The organism is Streptomyces sp. NPDC033966 (assembly GCF_055575955.1).
Genome location: NZ_JBVIRQ010000006.1, coordinates 253,804 through 276,137 on the forward strand (window position 1 = coordinate 253,804; position 22,334 = coordinate 276,137).

Annotated in this window: 19 protein-coding genes; 8 read left to right on the top strand and 11 right to left on the bottom strand. The window is 73.3% G+C overall.

Annotated elements, in window-relative coordinates:
• Positions 1 to 25: 25 nt before the first annotated feature.
• On the bottom strand, positions 26 to 1,507 hold the full coding sequence (locus ACZ518_RS19345; RefSeq protein WP_469114197.1) for a M28 family metallopeptidase: 1,482 nt from the start codon (positions 1,505 to 1,507) through the stop codon (positions 26 to 28).
• Positions 1,508 to 1,770: 263 nt separating this feature from the next.
• Here ACZ518_RS19345 and ACZ518_RS19350 point away from each other — a divergent pair, with 263 nt between their 5' ends.
• Complete coding sequence (locus ACZ518_RS19350; protein WP_469114198.1) at positions 1,771 to 2,799, top strand: aspartate-semialdehyde dehydrogenase; 1,029 nt, start codon at positions 1,771 to 1,773, stop codon at positions 2,797 to 2,799.
• 55 nt (positions 2,800 to 2,854) lie between these two features.
• Here ACZ518_RS19350 and ACZ518_RS19355 read toward each other — a convergent pair whose 3' ends face one another.
• Positions 2,855 to 3,358 carry a DUF1203 domain-containing protein gene (locus ACZ518_RS19355; protein WP_469114199.1) on the bottom strand — a complete coding sequence of 168 codons (504 nt, stop codon included), beginning with the start codon at positions 3,356 to 3,358 and terminating at the stop codon, positions 2,855 to 2,857.
• A 138-nt stretch (positions 3,359 to 3,496) separates the two neighbouring features.
• Between ACZ518_RS19355 and pepN the strand changes: the two genes are divergently transcribed.
• Positions 3,497 to 6,070, top strand: a complete 2,574-nt coding sequence (pepN, locus tag ACZ518_RS19360; protein ID WP_469114200.1) for an aminopeptidase N — start codon at positions 3,497 to 3,499, stop codon at positions 6,068 to 6,070.
• Positions 6,071 to 6,690: 620 nt separating this feature from the next.
• On the opposite strand, the gene ACZ518_RS19365 is transcribed toward pepN, so the two are convergent.
• Both ACZ518_RS19365 and ACZ518_RS19370 read right to left on the bottom strand, forming a co-directional pair.
• Positions 6,691 to 6,945 (bottom strand): hypothetical protein, encoded by a 255-nt coding sequence (locus tag ACZ518_RS19365; protein WP_469114201.1) that lies wholly within the window; start codon positions 6,943 to 6,945, stop codon positions 6,691 to 6,693.
• A complete protein-coding gene (locus ACZ518_RS19370) occupies positions 6,938 to 7,111 on the bottom strand; it encodes a hypothetical protein (protein ID WP_469114202.1) in 174 nt (57 codons plus the stop codon). The genes ACZ518_RS19365 and ACZ518_RS19370 overlap by 8 nt, the downstream gene beginning before the upstream one ends.
• A gap of 144 nt (positions 7,112 to 7,255) precedes the next feature.
• On the opposite strand from ACZ518_RS19370, the gene ACZ518_RS19375 reads away from it, so the two are divergent.
• Complete coding sequence (locus ACZ518_RS19375) at positions 7,256 to 8,599, top strand: hypothetical protein (RefSeq protein WP_469114203.1); 1,344 nt, start codon at positions 7,256 to 7,258, stop codon at positions 8,597 to 8,599.
• Positions 8,600 to 8,653: 54 nt separating this feature from the next.
• Entirely contained in the window at positions 8,654 to 9,121 is a 468-nt protein-coding gene (locus ACZ518_RS19380) for an NUDIX hydrolase (protein ID WP_469114204.1), read from the top strand.
• A 453-nt stretch (positions 9,122 to 9,574) separates the two neighbouring features.
• Here the strand turns inward: ACZ518_RS19380 and ACZ518_RS19385 are convergent, their stop codons facing one another.
• The 3 genes from ACZ518_RS19385 to ACZ518_RS19395 are packed head-to-tail and all read right to left on the bottom strand — an operon-like array spanning position 9,575 to position 12,434.
• Positions 9,575 to 10,477 carry a LysR family transcriptional regulator gene (locus tag ACZ518_RS19385; RefSeq protein WP_469114205.1) on the bottom strand — a complete coding sequence of 301 codons (903 nt, stop codon included), beginning with the start codon at positions 10,475 to 10,477 and terminating at the stop codon, positions 9,575 to 9,577.
• Between the two features lie 10 nt (positions 10,478 to 10,487).
• On the bottom strand, positions 10,488 to 11,447 hold the full coding sequence (locus tag ACZ518_RS19390; protein ID WP_469114206.1) for a DMT family transporter: 960 nt from the start codon (positions 11,445 to 11,447) through the stop codon (positions 10,488 to 10,490).
• A 45-nt stretch (positions 11,448 to 11,492) separates the two neighbouring features.
• Positions 11,493 to 12,434 carry an EamA family transporter gene (locus ACZ518_RS19395; protein WP_469114207.1) on the bottom strand — a complete coding sequence of 314 codons (942 nt, stop codon included), beginning with the start codon at positions 12,432 to 12,434 and terminating at the stop codon, positions 11,493 to 11,495.
• Positions 12,435 to 12,603: 169 nt separating this feature from the next.
• Here ACZ518_RS19395 and ACZ518_RS19400 point away from each other — a divergent pair, with 169 nt between their 5' ends.
• Positions 12,604 to 13,113 carry a MarR family winged helix-turn-helix transcriptional regulator gene (locus tag ACZ518_RS19400; RefSeq protein ID WP_469114208.1) on the top strand — a complete coding sequence of 170 codons (510 nt, stop codon included), beginning with the start codon at positions 12,604 to 12,606 and terminating at the stop codon, positions 13,111 to 13,113.
• Positions 13,114 to 13,260: 147 nt separating this feature from the next.
• Here ACZ518_RS19400 and ACZ518_RS19405 read toward each other — a convergent pair whose 3' ends face one another.
• Genes ACZ518_RS19405 through ACZ518_RS19415 form a run of 3 tightly spaced genes read right to left on the bottom strand, consistent with a single transcriptional unit; the run spans position 13,261 to position 15,744 of the window.
• Positions 13,261 to 13,494 (bottom strand): hypothetical protein, encoded by a 234-nt coding sequence (locus ACZ518_RS19405; RefSeq protein WP_469114209.1) that lies wholly within the window; start codon positions 13,492 to 13,494, stop codon positions 13,261 to 13,263.
• Between the two features lie 20 nt (positions 13,495 to 13,514).
• On the bottom strand, positions 13,515 to 15,515 hold the full coding sequence (locus ACZ518_RS19410; protein WP_469114210.1) for a 4-alpha-glucanotransferase: 2,001 nt from the start codon (positions 15,513 to 15,515) through the stop codon (positions 13,515 to 13,517).
• A gap of 19 nt (positions 15,516 to 15,534) precedes the next feature.
• Positions 15,535 to 15,744, bottom strand: a complete 210-nt coding sequence (locus ACZ518_RS19415; protein ID WP_469114211.1) for a hypothetical protein — start codon at positions 15,742 to 15,744, stop codon at positions 15,535 to 15,537.
• Between the two features lie 238 nt (positions 15,745 to 15,982).
• Here ACZ518_RS19415 and ACZ518_RS19420 point away from each other — a divergent pair, with 238 nt between their 5' ends.
• A complete protein-coding gene (locus ACZ518_RS19420) occupies positions 15,983 to 18,976 on the top strand; it encodes a beta-N-acetylglucosaminidase domain-containing protein (protein WP_469114212.1) in 2,994 nt (997 codons plus the stop codon).
• 60 nt (positions 18,977 to 19,036) lie between these two features.
• Here the strand turns inward: ACZ518_RS19420 and ACZ518_RS19425 are convergent, their stop codons facing one another.
• Positions 19,037 to 19,585 (bottom strand): HNH endonuclease, encoded by a 549-nt coding sequence (locus ACZ518_RS19425; RefSeq protein WP_469114213.1) that lies wholly within the window; start codon positions 19,583 to 19,585, stop codon positions 19,037 to 19,039.
• Positions 19,586 to 19,862: 277 nt separating this feature from the next.
• Here ACZ518_RS19425 and ACZ518_RS19430 point away from each other — a divergent pair, with 277 nt between their 5' ends.
• Together ACZ518_RS19430 and ACZ518_RS19435 are read left to right on the top strand one after the other, a co-directional pair.
• On the top strand, positions 19,863 to 20,945 hold the full coding sequence (locus ACZ518_RS19430; protein WP_469114214.1) for a mechanosensitive ion channel family protein: 1,083 nt from the start codon (positions 19,863 to 19,865) through the stop codon (positions 20,943 to 20,945).
• A gap of 143 nt (positions 20,946 to 21,088) precedes the next feature.
• The gene (locus ACZ518_RS19435; protein ID WP_469114215.1) at positions 21,089 to 22,309 is read left to right on the top strand and encodes an ROK family transcriptional regulator; all 1,221 of its coding nucleotides are present in this window, start codon (positions 21,089 to 21,091) and stop codon (positions 22,307 to 22,309) included.
• The last annotated feature ends 25 nt before the right edge of the window (positions 22,310 to 22,334 follow it).

Consider the following 22,334-nt stretch of genomic DNA (forward strand, 5'->3'; position numbering starts at 1 on the left):
CCTCCCGTTTCCCCCGTCGCGCCGCTTACCTGCCCAGCGAGCGCAGGGACTCCGCGTACGTGCCGACCGCGTGGGCGATGACGTCCAGGTTGGTGTCGAACGCCTTGAGGTCGACGTTCTTCAGGTCGTCGCCCGCCCCGTGGTAGTTCGGGTCGTACGCCGCCCCGGCCGTGCCGCCGTAGCGCTTGGCCTGCTCGGCGGTCTTGATGCCTTCGGCGCCGGTGAAGGTACCGCCCGCCGGGATGCCGTTGTCGATGAACGGGCCGTAGTCGGACCGGCCGTCGAAGTCACTGCCCTCGTGCGGCTTGCCCTTCGTGTCCAGGAAGCCGTTGATCAGCGCCTCGATCTGCGCCGAGCCGGCCGGTCCGGCCCCCGCGCCGGTCTTGTCCGAGTCGTCGCCGTCGTAGACGAACTGCGCCGGGTTTGGCGAGGCGATCATGTCGAAGTTCAGGTAGAGCGCGATGTCCTTCTTCTGCTTGTCGGACAGCTGCGCGACGTAGTGCTCGGAACCCAGAAGGCCCAGCTCCTCCGCCGACCACCAGGCGAAGCGCACCTTGTTGGCGGGCCCCTTGTTCTTCTTGTTGGCGCCCTCGCCGGCGAGCTTGAGGGCGACTTCGAGGAGGCCGGCCGAGCCGGAGCCGTTGTCGTTGATGCCGGGGCCCTCGGGGACGGAGTCCAGGTGGGAGCCGACCGTGACGACGCGGTCGGCCCGGCCGCCCCTGGTCTCGGCGATCACGTTGCGGGTGGTCTTCTTGACGTGCTCCTGGTCCAGGTCCAGGCGCACCTTCACCTCCCCCTTCGCGGCGGCCGCGGCCAGCGCCTCACCGTCGGCCAGGGTGATCCCCGCGCTGGGGATGATCCCCTCGGCCGGGGAGGAGAACCCGCCGCGGACCGGGGTGGTGCCGCTGTGGTTGTAGACGATCACACCGATCGCACCCGCCGCCGCGGCGGCACGCTGCTTCTCCACGAAGGTGCACGCACCCCGCTTGACCAGGGCGATCTTCCCCGTGAAGGTGCCGGAGGCGTAGTCGTCGGCGGTGCAGCCCGGGGTCTCGTCGACCCGGGCGGGGGCGAGCGGGGCGGCCAGGCCGCCGGCCGGGGTGGACTTGGTGAAGGTGAAGGCCGCGGTGGCCAGCTCGCGCGGCTGGTCACCGAGGACGGTGGTCTTCTCCGTCCTCGTGTGCGCCTCGTAGATGTCGAAGTCCTGGTACGAGACGTCGTACCCGGCCTTCTTCAAGGTGTCGTGGACATAGGCGGCCGAGGCGGCGTGGCCCGGGGTGCCCGCGGCCCGGTTGCCGCCGTTGGCGTCGGCGATCTGCTGGAACTTCGCCAGGTGGCGGTAGGCCCCGCGCGCGGTGACCTCCTCCACCAGCTCCTGGGCCAGCCTGCCCTCGCGCGGATGGGCGCCGGCCGGAGTGGCGGCCAGCAGCACGGGCGCGGCGACGGCGGCCGCCACGAGGGCGGCGAGGGCCGGTATGGACCGGCGGTGGCGGTGGATGTTCGGCATGGTGCTGTCCCCCCGGGGTACGGGTGTCTCGGTCTCTGGTGCGCCGCGTCCGGATAACGATCACGGCTGAACAGACGCTAACCGGCCCTGACCAGGCAAAACGGACCTTCGGGGGCGCTGAAACACGGCCGTCACGGACTCGTCACCGGGGTTCACGGCTCCGACACTGTCCGCACCTCGGACAATGGATTGGACAAGCCTCGTGGGGTCGAACGCATGATGGCTTCACGCGCGCCCGCGTCCACGTATTTGAAGGAGTCACCGTGAGGGTCGGAATCGTCGGAGCCACCGGACAGGTCGGCGGAGTCATGCGCGGCATCCTCGCCGAGCGGAAGTTCCCGGTGGACGAGCTGCGGCTCTTCGCCTCGGCCCGCTCCGCCGGCTCCACCCTGGAGTGGCAGGGCCAGGAGATCACCATCGAGGACGCCTCCACGGCCGACTACTCCGGCCTGGACATCGTGCTCTTCTCCGCGGGCGGCGCCACCTCCCGGGCCCTCGCCGAGAAGGCCGCCTCCCAGGGCGCCGTCGTGATCGACAACTCCTCCGCCTGGCGCAGCCACCCGGAGGTCCCCCTCGTGGTCTCCGAGGTCAACCCGCACGCGATCAAGAACCGCCCCAAGGGCATCATCGCCAACCCGAACTGCACCACCATGGCCGCCATGCCCGTGCTGCGCCCGCTGCACGAGGAGGCGGGGCTCACCGCCCTCATCGCCACCACCTACCAGGCCGTCTCCGGCTCCGGCCTGGCCGGCGTCGCCGAGCTCAAGGGCCAGGCCTGCGCGGTCTCCGAGGCCGCCGACCAGCTCACCTTCGACGGCGACGCGGTGGAGTTCCCCGAGCCGGCCGTCTACAAGCGCCCCATCGCGTACAACGTGGTCCCGCTCGCGGGCAACCTGGTCGACGACGGCTCCTTCGAGACCGACGAGGAGCAGAAGCTCCGCAACGAGTCCCGCAAGATCCTGGAGATCCCCGGTCTCAAGGTCTCCGGCACCTGCGTGCGCGTCCCCGTCTTCTCCGGCCACTCGCTCCAGGTCAACGCCCGCTTCGAGCGTCCGATCAGCGTCGAGCGCGCCTACGAGCTGCTGAAGGACGCCCCGGGCGTCGAGCTGTCCGAGATCCCCACCCCGCTCCAGGCCGCCGGCAAGGACGCCTCGTACGTGGGCCGCATCCGCGTGGACGAGACGGTCGACAACGGCCTCGCGCTGTTCCTCTCCAACGACAACCTCCGCAAGGGCGCCGCGCTGAACGCCGTCCAGATCGCGGAGCTCGTCGCCGAGGAGCTGCGCGGCTGACACCCGTGTCGTGACCGGAGGGGCGGTGCCGTCACGGCACCGCCCCTCCGGCGTGTCAGGGCCTGCGGACCTCGAAGAGGAAGCAGCCGTACTCGGCCGCGCGGACGTGGACGAGGGCGGTGCGCGGGTCGGCGAAGGCCTCCGACAGAGCCTGCTCCACCGCGTCGTCGGCGGTTTCCGGGAGCGTGAGGACGCGGCCGCCCAGGATGCGGCCGCCCGCGTCGTAGCGGCGGACCGTGCGCAGGGCACCCGCGTTCGCGAAGGGGTGGCCGGCCGCGTCCTCGGCGGACGGACCCGCGCAGTCGGCGCCGTGGACGAACACCGGGCCCTGTTCGTCGTACGCGCCCGGGTCGACGCCCTCCCCGGCGGCCCAGCGCCGCAGCGGGGCGTAGGAGACGAGGGCGATCCGCTCGCCCGGCCGGCTCCGGCGCAGGCAGCAGCGCAGCGGGGCGCCGCCCTCGGGGTCCTCGTACGGCAGGCAGGGCCGCCCGGCGTCGTCGCGGGCCCGCAGGGCGGTGAGGGCGGCCGGCGGGATGGGAAGGGCCGTGTGCGTGGTCATGGGTCCAGGGTCCGCGGGCGGCCCGGCCGGGTCTGGCGGAAATCGGACCTCGTGTTCGCCTCTGGATTACTCCCGCACGGCGGCCCGGCCCGCGTGGAAGGATGGCCGGGCAACGTCACCATCAAAGGAGATGAACGCGTGCCTGGCACGAATCTCACCCGTGAAGAGGCTCAGCAGCGGGCGAAGCTGCTCACCGTCGACTCGTACGAGATCGAACTCGATCTCAGCGGCGCGCAGGAGGGCGGTACCTACCCGTCCGTGACCACCGTGCGCTTCCAGTCGGCCGAGGCAGGCGCCGGGACCTTCATCGACCTGGTCGCGCCGTCCGTGCACGAGGTCGTCCTGAACGGCAAGTCGCTGGACGTGGCCGCCGTCTTCCGCGACTCGCGGATCGCGCTGGACCACCTCGCCGCCGGGGCCAACGAGCTCCGTGTCGTCGCGGACTGCGCCTACACCAACACCGGCGAGGGCCTGCACCGCTTCGTCGACCCGGTCGACCAGCAGGCGTACCTGTACACCCAGTTCGAGGTGCCGGACGCGCGGCGGGTCTTCGCCAGCTTCGAGCAGCCCGACCTGAAGGCGACGTTCCAGTTCACCGTCACGGCCCCCGAGGGCTGGACGGTCATCTCGAACTCCCCGACGCCAGAGCCCAAGGACCGGGTGTGGGTCTTCGAGCCGACCCCGCGCATCTCCTCGTACATCACCGCGCTGATCGTGGGCCCGTACCACGCGGTGCACAGCTCGTACGAGGGCCCGGAGGGGCAGTCCGTCCCGCTCGGCATCTACTGCCGCCCCTCGCTCGCCGAGTTCCTCGACGCCGACGCGATCTTCGACGTGACGCGGCAGGGCTTCGACTGGTTCCAGGAGAAGTTCGCGTACGACTACCCCTTCGCGAAGTACGACCAGCTCTTCGTGCCGGAGTTCAACGCGGGCGCGATGGAGAACGCCGGCGCGGTCACCATCCGCGACCAGTACGTCTTCCGGTCGAAGGTGACCGACGCGGCGTACGAGGTGCGCGCCGAGACCATCCTGCACGAGCTCGCCCACATGTGGTTCGGCGACCTCGTCACCATGGAGTGGTGGAACGACCTGTGGCTGAACGAGTCGTTCGCCACCTACACCTCGATCGCCTGCCAGGCCTACGCCGAGGGCTCGAAGTGGCCGCACGCGTGGACGACGTTCGCGAACTCCATGAAGACCTGGGCGTACCGGCAGGACCAGCTGCCGTCCACGCACCCGATCATGGCCGACATCCGCGACCTGGACGACGTCCTGGTCAACTTCGACGGCATCACGTACGCCAAGGGCGCCTCGGTGCTCAAGCAGCTCGTCGCGTACGTGGGCATGGACGCCTTCTTCAAGGGCGTGCAGGCCTACTTCAAGGCGCACGCCTTCGGGAACACGCGCCTGTCGGACCTGCTGGGCGCGCTGGAGGAGACCTCCGGCCGCGACCTGACCGCCTGGTCGAAGGCGTGGCTGGAGACCGCCGGCATCAACGTGCTGCGGCCCGAGATCGAGACGGACGGGGACGGGGCCATCACCTCGTTCGCCGTGCGCCAGGAGGCCCCGGCCCTGCCGGCCGGCGCCAAGGGCGAGCCGGTGCTGCGGCCGCACCGCATCGCGGTCGGCCTGTACGACCTGCAGGACGGCAAGCTGGTCCGCACCGACCGGATCGAGCTGGACATCGACGGCGAGCTGACGGCCGTGCCGGAGCTGGCGGGACGCGCCCGCCCGGCGGTCGTGCTGCTCAACGACGACGACCTGTCGTACGCCAAGGTCCGCCTGGACGAGGTCTCGCTGGCCAACGTCACCGCGCACCTGGGCGACTTCACCGAATCGCTGCCGCGCGCGCTGTGCTGGGCCTCGGCGTGGGACATGACGCGTGACGGCGAGCTGGCCACGCGCGACTACCTGGCGCTGGTCCTGTCGGGCATCGGCAAGGAGTCGGACATCGGTGTGGTGCAGTCCCTGCACCGCCAGGTGAAGCTGGCCGTCGACCTGTACGCCGACCCGGCGTGGCGGGACCAGGGCCTGGCCGTCTGGACCGAGGCCACGCTGGAGCACCTGCGCGGCGCCCGGCCCGGCAGTGACCACCAGCTGGCGTGGGCGCGCGCCTTCGCGGCGACGGCCCGTACCGAGGGGCAGCTGACCTACCTGGCGGCGCTGCTCGACGGTTCGGCCGAGGTCGAGGGCCTGGTCGTCGACACCGAGCTGCGGTGGGCGTTCCTGGAGCGCCTGGCCGCCACGGGCATCGCCGACGAGGCGGCGATCGCCGCCGAGCTGGAGCGGGACGCGACCGCCGCGGGCGAGCGCCACGCGGCGACGGCGCGGGCCGCGCGCCCGACGGCCGGGGCCAAGGCGGAGGCCTGGGCCTCGGTGGTGGAGTCGTCCGACCTGCCGAACGCGGTGCAGGAGGCCGTGATCGGCGGCTTCGTCCAGACCGACCAGCGGGAGCTGCTCGCGCCGTACACGGCGAAGTACTTCGCGGTGGTCAAGGACATCTGGGAGAGCCGCAGCCACGAGATCGCGCAGCAGATCGCGGTGGGCCTGTACCCGTCGCTGCAGGTCTCGCAGGAGACCCTGGACGCGACGGACGCGTGGCTGGCCTCGGCCGAGCCGAACGCCGCCCTGCGCCGCCTGGTCTCGGAGTCCCGCTCGGGCGTCGAACGCGCCCTGAAGGCCCAGGCCGCCGACGCGGCGGCCGGGGCCTGACAGGTCCTGCCGGCACGGCCCCTGCCTCCCCTGCCGGGGGGGGCGGGGGCCGTCCCGTTTCGGGTCACGGCGCGGGCCCCCTATCTCCCCCTCGGCCCCCCCGGGGCCGGGCGGTGGTTGCCCACCCGCCTCCCCGGGTGCGGGCCGGTGGGTGGGGGCGGTAGCCCCTTGGGCGGCCTCAGGGCCGGTTTGGGGGGTTCCCGTCAGTCCCATCGTCCTTCCGTGTCGTGCCGGCCTGTCAAGGGCGCTCCCTTCGGTCGCGTCACTTCGTGATCGCCTTCGGCGACCCCTGACAGGCCGTCCCGCCCCGGAAAGCCGAAAGACTGACGGGAAACCCCCAAAAGAACGGTCACGGGGCAGGAGAGGAGGAGCGGGTCCGTCAGCGATGAGGCGAGGGGACGGGCCTCGGCCGGCCGGGCATCCGGCCCCGTGATCCCTGATCCCGGGCCGGGGGCGCGCCTAGGCGCACGAGAGGTTGATCAGAGCGACCTGCGGAGCACCCAGGCGCGACAGATCGCTACGCGCTCCTCTCGTCTCAGCGTCCGGCGACCGCCTGTGGCTGATACCCGCACCAGAGGTTGATCAGGGCAGCGTGGAAAGCACATGGGCGCGACGGATCGCTACGCGCTTCTCTGATCTCGGCGGCCGGCGGCCGTCTGGGGCTGGTCGTGGGCGGGTTCGACGTTGGCGGCGGCGGTGGTGAATTCACGGCCGGAGGCACCCCGGATGTAGGCAAGCTCCATCCAGCGCTCGATGCCGGTGTCCGAGACGTTCTCGTTGATCACGGCCATAAGGACGCCCTCGACGCCCGATGCGATGTCGCGAACGCGCTGGCGGAGGAGGCGGTGGGGGACGTACTCATAGGAGTCAGTCATCGCAGGGCTCCTCGAACGAGGCGGCGAAGCGCTGCCAGCCCGCTCGGGCGCGGTCCAGGAGGTCCTGGCTGGAGGCGAAGGAGGCCTCCAGCCCGCGCCAAGGGTCGCCTGTGGTGTCGATGCCCAACACTCCACGGGCACAGCTGTGGATGATCCGGCTGGCCATGGGCCGCTCCTTGCCTCAGCGCGGGAGAGTCAACTCCCGCGCGGTCACTGCTCGGTGTGAAGAGGTAACCGCGCGGAGCCCTTGCACGAGTACCGTTGGAGGGTCGGAGAAGCATGCAAGTCATGCACCTGTGGGGAGTTGCTCATGGCGCGACGCTCACGCACACCCAACACCGGCCTGTCGACGCTCCTTGAGCAGGCCGGATGGTCCAGAAGCCAGTTCGCCTCGATCGTGAATCGCATAGGCGCGGAGGCCGGGCTGCTGCTCAAGTACGGCCAGCCCGCCGTGTCGCAATGGGTGGCGGGACACCAGCCGAGGCCGCAGGTCAGAGCGCTGATCATCGAAGCGTTCGAACGGAAGCTGGCACGGCCGGTCAGCTACGCCGAGGCCGGTCTCACACCCCCCGCCGGGGCGGGGGAGGCGGACACTGTGCGGGAACTCGTAGAACTCGGAAGGACAGACATGGATCCGTCCCGACGCCGCGTGATCGCGGCCGGCGTCTTCTCCGCAGCGCTCAGCATCCCTCTGTTCCCGACCCTCGCGCGGGCCGACGGCCCGGACCCGATAGGGCCGGGCAAGGCGACGACGAGGGTGGGACAGGCGCAGGTCGATGCGGTCGGGGCGATGACGGACCGGATCGCCGGCATCCTCGACGAGCTCGGCGCGGGCCATGCCCGGCCGATGGCTGCGGCATTCCTCGTGAACACGGTGGGGCCGTGGCTGAAGGCCGAGGCGGCGGCCCCGGTGCGGCGCAGCCTGCTCGCCGCCGCCTCGGACCTGGTCTACCTGACCGGGTGGATGGCGATGTACGAACGCCAGCACCGGCTGGGCCAGGACTACTACGTGTCCGCGCTGAAGCTCGCCGGGGAGGCGGAGGAGCACATCACCTACTGCCGGACCCTGCGCGGCATGGCGCTCCAGGCGTCCAATCTGGGCTACGGCCGGCGCGCCCTCGAACTCGCCGACTCGGCTGCGGAAGCGGCCCCTGTGGCCGGGCCGAGGCTGGTCGCGTTCCTGCGTGGGCAGCAGGCACACGGTGCGGCCATGGTCGGAGACAAGCGGCAGGCCTTCGTCCGGCTGCGGGAGGCGGAGGAAGCGCTCGCGCGGGCGGACGATCGGCGGGAGGCGATCGGCGGCTACGACCGGACCGCCTACCTGTTCCACGTAGCGCACGTCCTGAACGAGACGAAGGACGTTCCGGGCTCGGTACGGACCCTGCGCGAATCGATCCGGCTTCAGCCCGTCAACGAGCGCCAGGGCCGCCTGCACGCGTACGGGGTCCTCGCGCAGCGGCAGCTGTCCATCGGCCACGTCGAGGCCGCGTGCGAATCGTGGGGGCGCTTCCTGGACGAGTACGAGGCCCTCTCCTCAGCCCGGGGCGACGAACACTTCGAGGTGATGAACCTCAGGCTGCGCCCGCACGGCACCGTCCGGGCGGTAAGAGAACTCCGCGAGCGCGCCCGACTCGTCGGCGCGCTCAAGGGCTGACCGATCCGCAGGCTCCCCACCCGAGCCGGGGAGCCTGCCCCATCAGGGAGAGCAATGCCCAGGCGTGACTACGAAGACGACCCCAGCGCCCCGCCGGCGAACAGCCTCGTCCCCGCCGCATCCGCCGTCGTGGTCGACGACGGGGGCCGAGTGCTGCTCCAGCGCCGCACCGACAACGGCATGTGGGCCCTTCCCGGCGGCAAGATGGATCTTGGCGAGTCCATCGGCGACTGCGCGGTCCGGGAAACCCATGAAGAAACCGGCATCTCCATCGAGATCACCGGCATCGTCGGCACCTATACCAATCCAGGGCACGTCTTCGCCTACGACGACGGCGAGGTCCGCCAGGAGTTCTCCATCTGCCTTCTCGCCCGCCCCACCGGGGGCATCCTCCGCACCTCCGACGAATCCTTCGAAGTCGCCTGGTTCGCGCCCCACGAAACCGACGAACTCCCCATGGTCCCCAGCATCCGCAAACGCCTGGACGACTGGCGAGCCGGCAACGGCCCCGTCATCCGATGAGTCGACCGGGCACCGCTCCGGTCAACCTCTGGTGCGGGTATCAGCCCAAGGCGGTCGTCGGACGCTGAGACGAGAGGAGCGCGTAGCGATCTGTCGCGCCTGGGTGCTCCGCAGGTCGCTCTGGTCAGCCTCTCGTGCGCACAGTCGCGCCCCCGGCCCCGAATCCGGCATCCACGGGCCCGGATGCCCGGCGGGCCGACGCCCGGCCCCGTCGCCTCATCGCTAACACGGCCGCCCCTCCAACCATGGACCGTGCCGTTCTTTTGGGGGTTTCCCGGCAGTCTTTCGGCTTTCCGGGGCGGGTCGGTCGGTCAAGGGTCGCCGAAGGCGATCGCGTAGCGACGCGACCGAAGGGAGCGCTCTTGAGGGACCGGCACGACACGGAAGGACGATGGGACTGACGGGAAACCCCCAAACCGGCCCTGACACCGCCCGAGGGGATACCGCTCCCCCTCACGCGAGCCCCGCCGCCGCCCCCTGGAGGGCCCGCAGGACTCGGGAGACCGCCGGGGCGGCTTCCGTGCCTCGGCGGAGGGCTGCGATGACGTGGCGGGTGGGGCGGTCGTGGGTGAGGGTGCGGACCGTTACGCCCGAGGCGCGGGCCGAGACCATGCGGGGGACCAGGGCCACGCCCATGCCCGCCTCGACCATCGCCAGGATCGCGGTCCATCCCGAGGCCGAGTGGGCCTGTTCCGGGACGAAGCCCGCCGTTTCGCACGCCGAGCGGGTGATCTCCGACCAGGGGCCGCTCCCGCCGTAGATCCACCGGTCCGCCGAGAGGTCCGCCAGGCGGAGCACGGGGGCGGCTGCCAGGGGGTGGTCCTGGGGGAGGGCCACGTCCAGGGGGTCTTCCAGGAGGGTGATCCGGGTGAAGCGGGCGTCCCGGGCGGTCGGGGCGTGCGCGGCGAGGGAGAGAGCCAGGTCGACGGTGCCGGCGGAGAGGAGTTCGTAGGACTCGGCCGCTTCGGTCTCCTGGACCTTCACCTCGATCCCCGGGTGGGTGCGCTTGAGCGCGGCGACCGCCGGGACCACGAGGACCGGGACCGCCGTGGAGAACGCGCCTACGCGGACTTCGCCCGACTCCCCCGACAGGTAGCCGGTGAGTTCGGCGTCGGCGCGTTCGAGCTGGGCGAAGACGGCTTCGGTGTGGCGCAGGACCAGGTGGGCGGCGTCGGTGAGGCGGACCCGGCGGCCCTGGGGTTCGAGGAGCGGTACCCCCAGCTGGCGGGCGAGGTTGGTCAGCTGCTGCGAGACGGCCGAGGGCGTCATGTGCAGCGCCTCGGCCGTCGCGGTCACGGTTCCCTGGTCGGCCAGGGTCCGCAGGATGCGGAGCTTCTTGATGTCCCAGTCGGTCACGGGAAGGAAATTACCGGCGGGCGGTGCTGCTCAGGCCGACTCCGCCCAGGATCAGGGCCATGCACAGGAGCTGGGCCGGGCCGGTGCGCTCGCCGAGGAGGAGCAGGCCGAGGACCGCGACGCAGACCGGCTGGAGGTAGTAGACGACTCCCGCGCGGGCCGCGCCGATGAGGGAGATCGCCTTGTTCCAGGCGAAGAAGGCGACGGCGGAGGAGAAGACGCCGACGTAGAGGAGGGGGCCGATGGTGTGGGGGGCCGCTTCGAAGCCGCCCTGGACGGTGAGGGAGACGGCGTACGCGGGGGCCAGCATCAGGGCGCCGAGGACGAAGGTGGTGAGGAGGAAGGCCAGGCCGCCGATTTCGGCCGGCTTGCGCTTCAGGAGGGCGCTGTAGGTGGCGAAGGAGAGGGCGGCGCCGAACATCCACAGGTCGCCGGCGCCGAAGTCGAAGCCGAGGGAGCCGTCGCCCACCAGCAGCAGCACGCCGAAGGCCGCGAGCAGCATCCCGAAGGAGCGGCGGGCGCCGAGCCGTTCGCCGCCGAGGCGGGCGTACAGGGCCATGATGACCGGCGAGGCCGCCATGATCATGCCCATGTTGGAGGCGGAGGTGGTCAGTCCGGCCTGGTGGACCAGGGTGTTGTAGAGGGTGACGCCGAAGAGGGTGGCGAGGCTGATGTAGCCGAGGTGCTTGCGGAGCAGGGCCCGCTGCTGCCAGGCCTGGCGGGCGGCGAAGGGGGTGACCGCGACGGCGGCGATGATCCACCGCCAGAAGACGGCCTGGACGGGCGGGACGGTGTCGGCCATGCCGCGGGTGGCGACGAAGCTGCCGGACCAGACGACCGTCGCGACCAGGGCGAGGAGTACGCCGAGTCCGGCGGCTCCCTTCCTCGCCTTGTCTCCGGCAACGGCGCCGCCGCCGGCGAGGGTGCCGGCGGCGGTGGGTGCGGTGCGGATGCGGTCCATGACGGTCACTGGTGGTTTCCCCCTGAGAGTGTGGTGTGGGTCGTGGACCCACTCTCACACCTTGGCTTTGCCCAGGTCCATCGAAAGATTTCGATCGGTTTCTTCAGCCTTGCTGAACGATTCCGGCTTGGCCTTCGCCGCCCGGCCCGGGAGCTGGCCGAAGACCGTGGCACCGAAGGCGAGGCCCATGCCCATCAGCTGTACGGGCGACAGGGCCTGGCCGAGCGCGGCCCAGCCGATGACGGCGGCGGTGAGCGGGGACAGCGGGCCGAGCAGGGTGACGGAGGTGGCGGTGAGCTGGCCGATGCCGCGGAACCAGAGGAAGTACGCGGCCCCGGTGTTGATCAGCATCATGTAGCCGTAGCCGAGGAAGGCCTTGCCGTCGAGCGCGGGCGGCGCCCCCTCGACCAGTGCGGCGATCGGGATGATGACCAGGCCGCCCGCCGTGAGCTGCCAGCCGGTCACGGCCAGCGGGCCGACGCCCTCGGGGCGGCCCCAGCGCTTGGTCATCACGGTGCCCGCGCCCATGGAGGCGGAGGAGACCACGCCGGCTATGACTCCGATGAGGTCGAGCTTCGCCTCGGCGGTCAGCACCACCATGCTCACGCCGAACGCGGCGACCACGGCGGCGAGCACGGTCCGCAGCCTGGCCCGCTCCCCCAGGAGGAGGGCGGCGAGCCCGACGACGAAGAGCGGTCCGGCCGAGCCCAGCACGGCGGCGACACCGCCGGGGAGCCGGTAGGCGGAGAGGAAGAGCAGCGGGAAGAAGGCGCCGATGTTGAGGGTGCCGAGGACCGCGGACTTCCACCACCAGGCGCCCTTGGGCAGGACGCGGGAGAGGGCGACCAGGAGCAGGCCGGCCGGCAGGGCGCGCATGGCCCCGGTGAAGAGGGGCCGGTCGGCGGGCAGCAGCTCGCTCGCGACGAAGTAGGTCGAGCCCCAGGAGATGGGGGCGAGCGCGGTCAGGATGGTGGTGGTGACGCGGTTCACGGTCACTCCTCGAGCGGATGAGGATGGGCTGGCGGGGTGCGGATTAGTCGCGACCTACCCGGGGGCCCGTCCCCGGACCTCCCCGAGTAGGTCGCTGATAAGTAGCTTACTCCTAAGCTACTTTTCCGCAAGCTACTTTCTTGCGAACGAGTGAACGGAATCGGATACTTCAGTTATGACCGACGTGAAGAAGGACGCCCAGCCGGACGCCGTCGACGCGATCACCACGCAGTGGGCCGCCGTACGACCGGACCTGGACACCGCCCCGATGGCCGTCTTCGGCCGGATCTACCGGATCTCCAAAGCCGTCGGCGACGCGGTGGAACGCGCCTACAACGGCTACGGCATCAGCCGCGGGGAGTTCGACGTCGTCGCCACGCTGCGCCGCTCCGGGGCCCCGTACACCCTCTCGCCGCGCCAGCTGTCGGCCACGCTGATGCTCACCACCGGCGGGATGACCGGCCGCCTCGACAAGCTGGAGAAGGCCGGACTGCTCACCCGCAGCCCCGACCCGCACGACCGGCGCGGGCTCCAGGTGACCCTCACCGACCGGGGGTTCGCCCTCGCCGACGAGGCGGTCTCCGCCGGCCTGGCGGTGCACCGCAGGGCCCTGGCGGGCTTCGACCCCGAAGAGGTCGAGCAGCTCACCGGAATGCTGCGCAAGCTGCTCGCCGACGTGTCCTAAGGGCCTGTCCGGCGGATCAGGGCCGGACGGGCCCCAGGGGGTGTCCGGGTACGCCAAGGCGCCGGAGGCCGCGTCGGGACCGGCTCACACCGGTTCCGCGGACCTCCGGCGCCCGGAAGCCTTGATGAAGGGACCTGCCCGGTCGGGTCAGGCCTGGTTCTTGCGCGACTTGTCGCCGACCATCACGAGACCCGCGATGACCAGGAACAGCACGATCGGCGCGGCCACGTACAGGCCGAGCGTCTCGCCAATGCTCAGGCCCGGGCCCGGGTCGTCGCCGTCGTCGCGGGTCACCGCGAGGGCGGGAGACGTCATCAGCAGCATCATCAGCGTCGATCCGGCCGTGACGGCGCCGGCGCGCAGAGCGTTCTTCTTGTCCACGGTGCAAACGTAGCGAACACCTAAACGGGGCGCGCGCCCGGGGGTGCCGTACGGGTCTGCGCGCCCTCCCGCACCGCGCTCAGCAGGGCGTTCGCCCGGGGTGAGGCGGTCAGCGCCTCCAGGGTCAGCGGGCGCCCGTCCGCGTCGGCGACCGGCAGCCGCCAGTTGGGGTACTGGTCCCAGGTGCCCGGCAGGTTCTGCGGCCGCCGGTCCCCCACCGCGTCGGGCAGCCATACGCCGACCAGCCGGGCGGGCGTGCTCAGCAGGAAGGCGTACAGGGCCCGTACGGCGGCCTCCTCGCCCTTGGTCTCCAGCCCCAGCAGGTCCAGTGCCGCCAGCCACTCGGCGGTGTCGGCGGCGTCCTCGGCGCGTTCCAGGTCCAGAGGGCGGGTCAGCAGGCCCAGCCGGTCGCGCAGTTCGACGTGGGAGCCGGCCAGCTTCGCGGCGGTGGGCGGCAGGTCGTGGGTGGTGACGGTGGCCAGGCACTGGGACCGCCAGGCCCCGGCCGGCAGCGGTGCGCCGTCGCCCGCCCAGTCCCGCTCGAACCACAGCACCGAGGTGCCGAGGATCCCGCGCCGGGCCAGCGCCCGCCGCACCTCCGGCTCCACCGTCCCGAGGTCCTCGCCGACCACCGGTGCCCCGGCCCGGTGCGCCTCCAGGACCAGTACGGCCAGCATCGCCTCACCGTCGTAGGAGACGTACGTACCCTGCGCGGGCGGGGTCCCCCGCGGGATCCACCAGAGCCGGAACAGGCCCATCACGTGGTCCAGGCGCACCGCTCCCGCGTACCGGAACACCCCGCGCAGCAGGGCCCGGAAGGGAGCGTACGCGTGGGCCTCCAGGACGTCGGGACGCCAGGGCGGCAGCCCCCAGTCCTGGCCGCGCGCGTTGAAGGCGTCCGGCGGCGCCCCGACGGACATCTCCCGGTGGTGCCAGGGGCCGAGGCGGGCGTCCGAGCCGTCCGGGTGCACCCCGACGGCCAGGTCGTGCACGATGCCGACCTCCATCCCGGCCTCCCGCGCGGCCCGCTGGGCGGCGGTCAGCTGGGTGTCCGTCAGCCAGACCAGCCAGCAGTGGAAGTCGGCGCGCTCCTGCGGGTCCTCCCCGGCGGCGGCCGCGCACCAGGCGGCGTGCGCGGCGAGCCCCTCCCCCTGAGCGGCGCGGAACGCCCGGTAGGCGGCCTCCCGCGCGGGGGTGCGGGGGACGGCGTAGAGCAGTTCCAGGGCGGCGCGCTTGAGGGCCCACACGGCGTCCCGGTCGATCAGCGCCCCCTTCTCCAGCACCTCGCGGCGCAGCTCCCCGCCGCGGGCGGCGAGTTCGGCGAGGGCGTCCCGGTCGGGGCAGGCCTCCCACTCGGGGAGGTCCTCGACGCGCAGGTGCACCGGGTCCGGGAAGCGGCGGGAGGAGGGCCGGTAGGGGGACGGGTCGCTCGGGGTGCCGGGGAAGGCCGCGTGCAGCGGGTTGACCTGGACGAACCCGGCGCCGTGGGTGCGGGCCGCCCAGCGGGCCAGCTCCGCGAGGTCGCCGAGGTCGCCCATGCCCCAGGAGCGCTCCGAGAGCAGGGAGTAGAGCTGGACGAGCAGCCCGTGGGCGCGGTCGGGTGCCGCCGGGGCCCGGTCCGGGGCCACGATCAGGGTGGCGGAGGCGGTGCGGCCGTCCGGCGTCCCGGCGGTCAGCCGGTGCACCCCGAGCGGCAGGCCGGGGTGCCAGTCGGCCTCCCCGGCCCCGTCCTCCAGGGTCACCCGCACCCGGGTCCCGGCCGGCAGCGCGGCCAGGGCCCCGGGGGCGGGTTCGCCCCGCCAGTGCACCAGCGTCGGCGGGAGCAGCCGCCCGGCCCGCTCCCGTTCCTCCCGGACCGCCCGCTCCCGTACCTCCTCGGGGGTGCCGACGGGGACGCCGATCAGGCCCAGCACGGCCCGGACCGTGGCCTCGGGCACCTGGACGGTGACGTCCTCGGCGGGCTGGTAGGAGGTGGCGACGCCGTAGAGGGCCGCGAGCCGGGCGAGGTCGTCCATCGTCATCCTTGGTGAGGGGTAGGGCCTAGGTGAGCGGCTCGCTCGTGAGGGGGGCCTCGGCGACGAGCGGGGACTCACTGGTCAGGGGTGCGTACGCGGCACCGGCCAGCGGGGGTTCGCTGGTCAGCGGCGGGTGCGCGGCGGCGGCCGGCTCGTCGGCGGGGCCGGACGGGACGGGCAGGTGGGCGAGCGGGGCGGGTTTCCTGCGGCTGCCGGACGCGGTGCGGGCGTTCATGAGGTCCTCCCTCTACGGTGCTTCGGACCGCCGTGCGGTTCTCGGGACCGTGCTGCGGTTCTTCGGACCGCCCATGCAACACCCGCGGCGAACACCGCAGCCATACCCAGTCAGGGGCATCGCATTCCTGGCGGATCCAGGTCAGATCACCCCACCCGCATTGACACCCCGGCCGCACGGGTGGTGGGCTCGGGCTCGTTCACACGGTCGGGGGACGACTCGGGACTGGGGAGGCTCCGTGCAGCTCAGGGGCAGGAAGCGGACCACGGCCGCAGCCGTCGCAGTCATCGGGAGCCTCCTCGGCGGGGCCGTCGCGTCGGCTCCGCCGCGGATCGTCGCGGCCCCGGGGACCTCGGGCTCCCCGCGCCCCGACAGCGGCTCCGCTCCCGTCTACACGTCGGGACTCGGGCCCGTCGTCGACCCGGGCTCCGACGTTCCCCGAGCCGCTTCCGAGGGCCCGGCCGTGTGGCCCCGGCCGCAGTCGGCCACCGCCGACCCGGGGCGGGAGCTGCCGGTGGCGGCGGAGGCCGTGCTGGTGGCCCCGGAGGACGTGGACCCGTACGCCGTCGAGGTCGTACGCACCTCCCTGCGCGCGGCCGGGGTACGGACCCTGCACGTGCGCCCCCCGGGCGCGGCGCTGCCCGAACGGGCCCTCGTCGTACGGCTCCAGGGCACGGACGCCGAGGAGGCCCTGCTGTCGCTGGGCGCGGCCCCGGCCGGGGACCTGCCGGCCGGCGGCTACCGGCTGGCGGTGGGCAGGGCCGGCGGGCGGGACACGGTCGCGCTGGCCGGGGTGGGCGAGGACGGGCTGTTCCACGCCGCGCAGACGCTGCGCCAGCTGCTGGCGGCCGGGCACGGCAAGGTGCCCGGGATGCTGGTGCGTGACTGGCCCATCGCACCCGTGCGCGGGATCACCGAGGGCTTCTACGGGCAGCCCTGGACCCGGGAACAGCGCCTCGCGCAGCTGGACTTCCTGGGCCGCACCAAGCAGAACCGGATGCTGCTGGCGCCCGGCGACGACCAGTACCGCACGACGGCCTGGCGCGAGGAGTACCCGCGCGAACGGCAGGAGGAGTTCCGGGCGCTGGCCGAACGGGCCCGCGCCAACCGGGTGGTGCTGGGCTGGGCGGTGTCGCCGGGGCAGTCGATGTGCCTGGCGTCGGCCGACGACCGGGCGGCGCTGCTGCGCAAGGTCGACGCCATGTGGGAGCTGGGCTTCCGGGCGTTCCAGGTGCAGTTCCAGGACGTCAGCTACACCGAATGGGGCTGCCGGGCCGACCGGGTGCGGTACGGGACGGGCCCCGCCGCGGCGGCGAAGGCGCACGCGGAGGTGGCGGGCGAGCTGGCCGCGCACCTGGCGGCGCGGCATCCGGGGGCGGCCCCGCTGTCGCTGCTGCCGACGGAGTACTTCCAGGACGGCGCCACGACCTACCGGACGGCGCTGGCCGGGGCGCTGGACCCGCGCGTGGAGGTGGCCTGGACGGGCGTGGGCGTGGTGCCGCGCACCATCACCGGCAAGGAGCTGGCGGGGGCGCGGGCGGCGCTCGCGCACCCGCTGGTCACCATGGACAACTACCCGGTCAACGACTGGGACCCGGGCCGGATCTTCCTGGGCCCGTACGCCGGGCGCGATCCGGCGGTGGCGGGCGGCTCGGCGGGGGTGCTGGCCAACGCGATGGCGCAGGGCACCCTTTCGCGGATCCCGCTGTTCACGGCGGCGGACTACGCGTGGAACCCGCGCGGCTACCGGGCCGGGGAGTCCTGGGCGGCGGCGGTGCGCGACCTGTCCGGCCCGGACCCCAAGACCCGGGCCGCGCTGGCGGCGCTGGCCGGGAACACCGCTTCCTCGGGCCTGAAGGTGGAGGAGTCGGCCTATCTGAAGCCGCTGGTGGAGGAGTTCTGGCGGGCCCGCGCCGCCGGGGACAAGGCCGCCGGCGAGCGGCTGCGCGCGGCGTTCACCGTGCTCCGGGAGGCCCCGGAGCGCCTCGGCGCGCCGGTGGCGGCGGAGGCCGGGCCGTGGCTGGAGCGGCTGTCCCGGTACGGGGCCGCGGGCGAGCTGGCGGTCGACCTGATGCGGGCCGAGGCCCGGGGCGACGGGGCGGCGGCCTGGCAGGCCTCGCGGGACCTCGCCGAGGCGCGGGAGGCGCTGGCGGAACCGGGCGGGGTGCGGGTGGACACCTCCGTGCTGGACCCCTTCCTGGCGAAGGCGGCGGCCGAGTCGGACGCCTGGACGGGCGCGGCCCGCGAGGACGGCACCGTGCGGGAGGAGCCCGGCTCCTACACCGTCCGGCTGGATGCCGCGCGGCCGCTCGCCGCGGTCACGGTGATGACGGACCCGCTGGCGCGGGGCGCCCGGGGTGCGGCGGTGGAGGTGCACGTGCCCGGCGAGGGCTGGCGCCGGCTGGCCGACGCGGCGGTGTCCGGCTGGACGCAGGCCGACGCGGGGGGCGTACGGGCGGACGCGGTCCGGCTGTCGTGGGCGGGCCCGGCCCCCGTGGTGCACAAGGTGGTCCCGTGGTTCGCGGACGGCCCGCGGGCCCGCTTCGAACTGGCCGACGGGGGCCGGGCCGACGTGGAGGCCGGGGGCGCCGCGCGCACGGTGACCGCGCAGTTGTCCGGGCTGCGGCCCGGGGAGTTCCGGGGCCCGCTGACGGCGGCCCCGCCGGCCGGGGTCCAGGTCCGGCTGCCGCAGGACGTGGTGGTGCCCCGGGGTGCGACGGTCGCCGTCCCGGTGGAGGTCACCGTCGCGGCGGGCACCCCGTCCGGGGAGTACGCGGTCCCGCTCTCCTTCGACGGGGAGGTGCGGGTGCTCACCGTCCGGGCGGTGCCGCGCACCGGCGGCCCGGACCTGCTGCGCGGGGCCCGTGCCACCTCCTCGGGCAACGAGGCCCCGCAGTTCCCGGCTTCGGCGGCGGTGGACGGCTCCGCCGCGACCCGCTGGTCGTCCCCGGCGGTGGACGGCGCCTGGTGGCAGGCCGAACTGGCCGCCCCGGCCAGGGTGGGCCTGGTGACCCTGCACTGGCAGGAGGCGTACCCCTCGAAGTTCCGGGTGGAGACGTCCCCCGACGGCGTCACGTGGCGTCCGGGCGCGGTGGTGTCCTCCCGGGGCGGGGTGGACGCGGTCCGGCTGGACGCGCCGGACACGCGCTACCTCCGCGTGACGTGCGACCGCCGCGCGACGCGCTTCGGCTGCAGCCTCTGGTCGGCGACGGCCCAGGCGGTGCTGCCGTAGCCCTGCCGGGGGTGTGCCTGCGCGGAGCCGGTCACCTGGCCGGCTCCGCGCAGCGGTGCGTCAGGAGGCGGCGGCGGCCGCCGGTATCCCGATGCGCTCCAGCGCGTCCTGCGCCCCGTACGGCTGGAGGTACGGCATCCAGCACGGGTCCCGGTGTCCCGTGCCGATGATCCGCCAGGCCAGTCCCGACGGCGGGGCCGGCTGGTGGCGCAGGCGCCAGCCGAGTTCCAGCAGGTGCCGGTCCGCCTTCACGTGGTTGCACCGCCGGCACGCGGCGACCACGTTGTCCCAGGCGTGCTGGCCCCCGCGGCTGCGCGGGATGACGTGGTCCACGCTCGTGGCGACGGCCCCGCAGTACATGCAGCGGCCGCCGTCGCGGGCGAACAGCGCGCGGCGGGTGAGCGGAACGGGCCCCCGGTAGGGGACCCGCACGAAGCGCTTGAGCCTGACCACGCTGGGCGCGGGGACGGCTCGTGTCGCGCTGTGCAGGAAGGCGCCCGACTCCTCCAGGGAGATTGCCTTGTTCTCCAGGACGAGGACGAGCGCGCGGCGGAGCGGTACGACGCCGAGGGGCTCGTACGACGCGTTGAGGACCAGGACGTGCGGCACGGACTGCCTCCTTGTACGCCGGCGGCGCGTGGCTCGCGCCGGGACGATCTGCTCTCAGTCTCCCCTTACGGCTGGTCGAAGCGCCACCACGCGCCGGTAACGGGCCCGGGGTGTTTTCAACCACACTCCCTTTCATCCCCAGGTGAGTCCGGTCTCTCCCTCGAACAACGCAACGAGGTCGGTCCCGTGCCCCGTTAGTGTGGATGGCCTGCCCGCACAGCCAGCACGACCGTACGACCGTTCCGCGGGCGGACCGCTATGCCTGGAGGTTCCCGCCGTGCCCTCGCCCGCCACCCTGCTACCGCATGCAGCGTCCACCACCGACGACGCCGCCGAGAGCGTGACGAACGCCGCGAGCTTCGTCGAGGAGAACTGGGCCACCTGGCTGAGCATCGGCCTGCGGATCCTGCTGATCATCGTGATCGCGGTGGCGCTCCGCACCGTGGTCCGCAAGGCCCTGACCAAGCTGATAAGCCGGATGAACTCCAGCGCGGAGGCCGTCGAGGGCACCGCGCTGGGCGGGCTGCTGGTCAATGCGGAGCGGCGCCGCCAGCGCTCGGAGGCGATCGGCTCCGTGCTGCGTTCGGTGTCCTCGTTCCTGATCCTCGGCACGGCCGCGCTGATGGTACTGGCGGCGCTGAAGATCGACCTGGGGCCGCTGCTGGCGAGTGCCGGTGTGGCCGGTGTGGCGATCGGTTTCGGTGCCCGCAACCTGGTGACGGACTTCCTCTCCGGCGTGTTCATGATCATGGAGGACCAGTACGGCGTGGGCGACAAGATCGACGCCGGGGTGGCCTCCGGCGAGGTGATCGAGGTCGGTCTGCGCGTGACCAAGCTGCGCGGCGACAACGGCGAGATCTGGTACGTCCGCAACGGCGAGATCAAGCGCATCGGGAACCTCAGCCAGGGCTGGGCGACCGCGGGCGTGGCCGTGCAGGTCAAGCCGACGGAGAAGCTGGCGCACATCCGCGAGGTGGTCCAGGAGGTCGCGGACACCCTGGCGAAGGAGACCCCGTGGGACGAGCGCCTGTGGGGCCCGGTGGAGGTGCTGGGCCTGGACGAGGTGCTGCTGGCCTCGATGACGGTGAAGGTGTCGGCGAAGACCATGCCGGGCCAGCAGTTCGCGGTGGAGCGCGAGCTGCGCTGGCGGATCAAGGACGCCTTCGACGCGGCCGGCATCCGGATCATCGGCGGCGCCCCGGCCCCCGACGAGGACGAGGCCGCCCCGGCCGACCCTGCGGCGGCCGTCGCGGCGCCCTCGGCGCTGGGCAACCCGGCCTCCCCGCAGTCCCTGGCCACCGCCCCGATACCGGCGGCACCCGTGCCCGCACCCGCGCCGGGGGTCCGGCTGCCCAAGTAGGGCCCGCCCCGCGGGGCCCCGCCCCCTGTCACGCCATCCGCTGCCCCGCCGGTCCGTTCCGGCGGGGCAGCGGCATTGACACACCTCCGAAGCCAATAGGAAACTTACCTAACAGTTCTCCTCGGTGAGGGAGGGACCCCGCCATGCCCGCCGCCACTCCAGGAACGCCCAGCCTGCTGCGCGCCATGAACGACCGCGCCGCCCTGGAACTGCTGCTGACGCACGGCCCCCTGTCCCGGACCCGGATCGGGCACCTCACCGGGCTGTCGAAGCCCACCGCCTCCCAGCTGCTGGCCCGGCTGGAGGCCGCCGGGCTCGTCGTCGCCACCGGCACGGACGGCGGCCGCCCCGGCCCGAACGCCCAGCTGTACGCGCTCAACGCCCGCGCCGCCCACGTCGGCGGCCTCGACGTGACCCCCGAGCGGGTGCTCGCCGCCGTCGCCGACCTGACCGGCACCGCGGTCGGACGCTTCGAGCTGCCCTACACCGAGGGCGCCGACGCCGTCGGCCAGGTCACCCGGGCCCTCGGCGGGGCCCTGGAGGACGCCGGACTGGCCCTGCCCGACCTGCACCGCGTGGTCATCGCCACCCCCGGCGCCTTCGACCCCCGCACCGGGCGGCTGCGCTACGCCAGCCACCTCCCCGGCTGGCACTCCCCCACCCTCCTCGACGAGCTGGCCGCGGCCCTGCCCCTGCCGGTCGGGTACGAGAACGACGTGAACCTCGCCGCGGTCGCCGAGCAGCGTCTGGGCGCGGCCCGCGGCCACGAGGACTTCGTCCTGCTGTGGAACGAGGAGGGCCTCGGCGCCGCCCTCGTCCTCGGCGGGCGGCTGCACCGCGGCTGGACCGGCGGCGCGGGCGAGGTGGGCTTCCTGCCCGTGCCCGGCCATCCCCTGGTCCGCCAGGTCACCCGGGCCAACACCGGCGGATACCAGGAGCTGGCCGGCGCGCAGGTGCTGCCCTCGCTGGCCGCCGCGGCCGGCCTCGCCCCGGGCTCCGCCCCGGACGCCCCGCACACCGCGCACGCCTCGCAGGTGGCCGTCGGGGCCGAGCTGCTGCGGCGGGCCGCCGCCGAGCCGGAGGGAGCCCGCCTGGGCTTCCTCCGGTCGTACGCCACCGCGCTCGCGACCGGCCTGGCCTCGCTGGTCGCCGTACTGGACCCGGAGATCGTGGTCCTGTCCGGCGCCCTGATCACCGCGGGCGGCGACCCGCTGCGCGCCCTGCTGGAGGACGAGCTCGCCGAACTGGCCCCCTCCCGGCCGCGGCTGGTCACCGGCGAGGTGCGCGAGCGGCCCGTGCTGCGCGGCGCCCTGGAGAGCGCCCTGGCCGCCACCCGCGAGGAAGTCTTCGACACCTCCCGCTGACACCCGCAGCCCGCAGCCGTAGCCC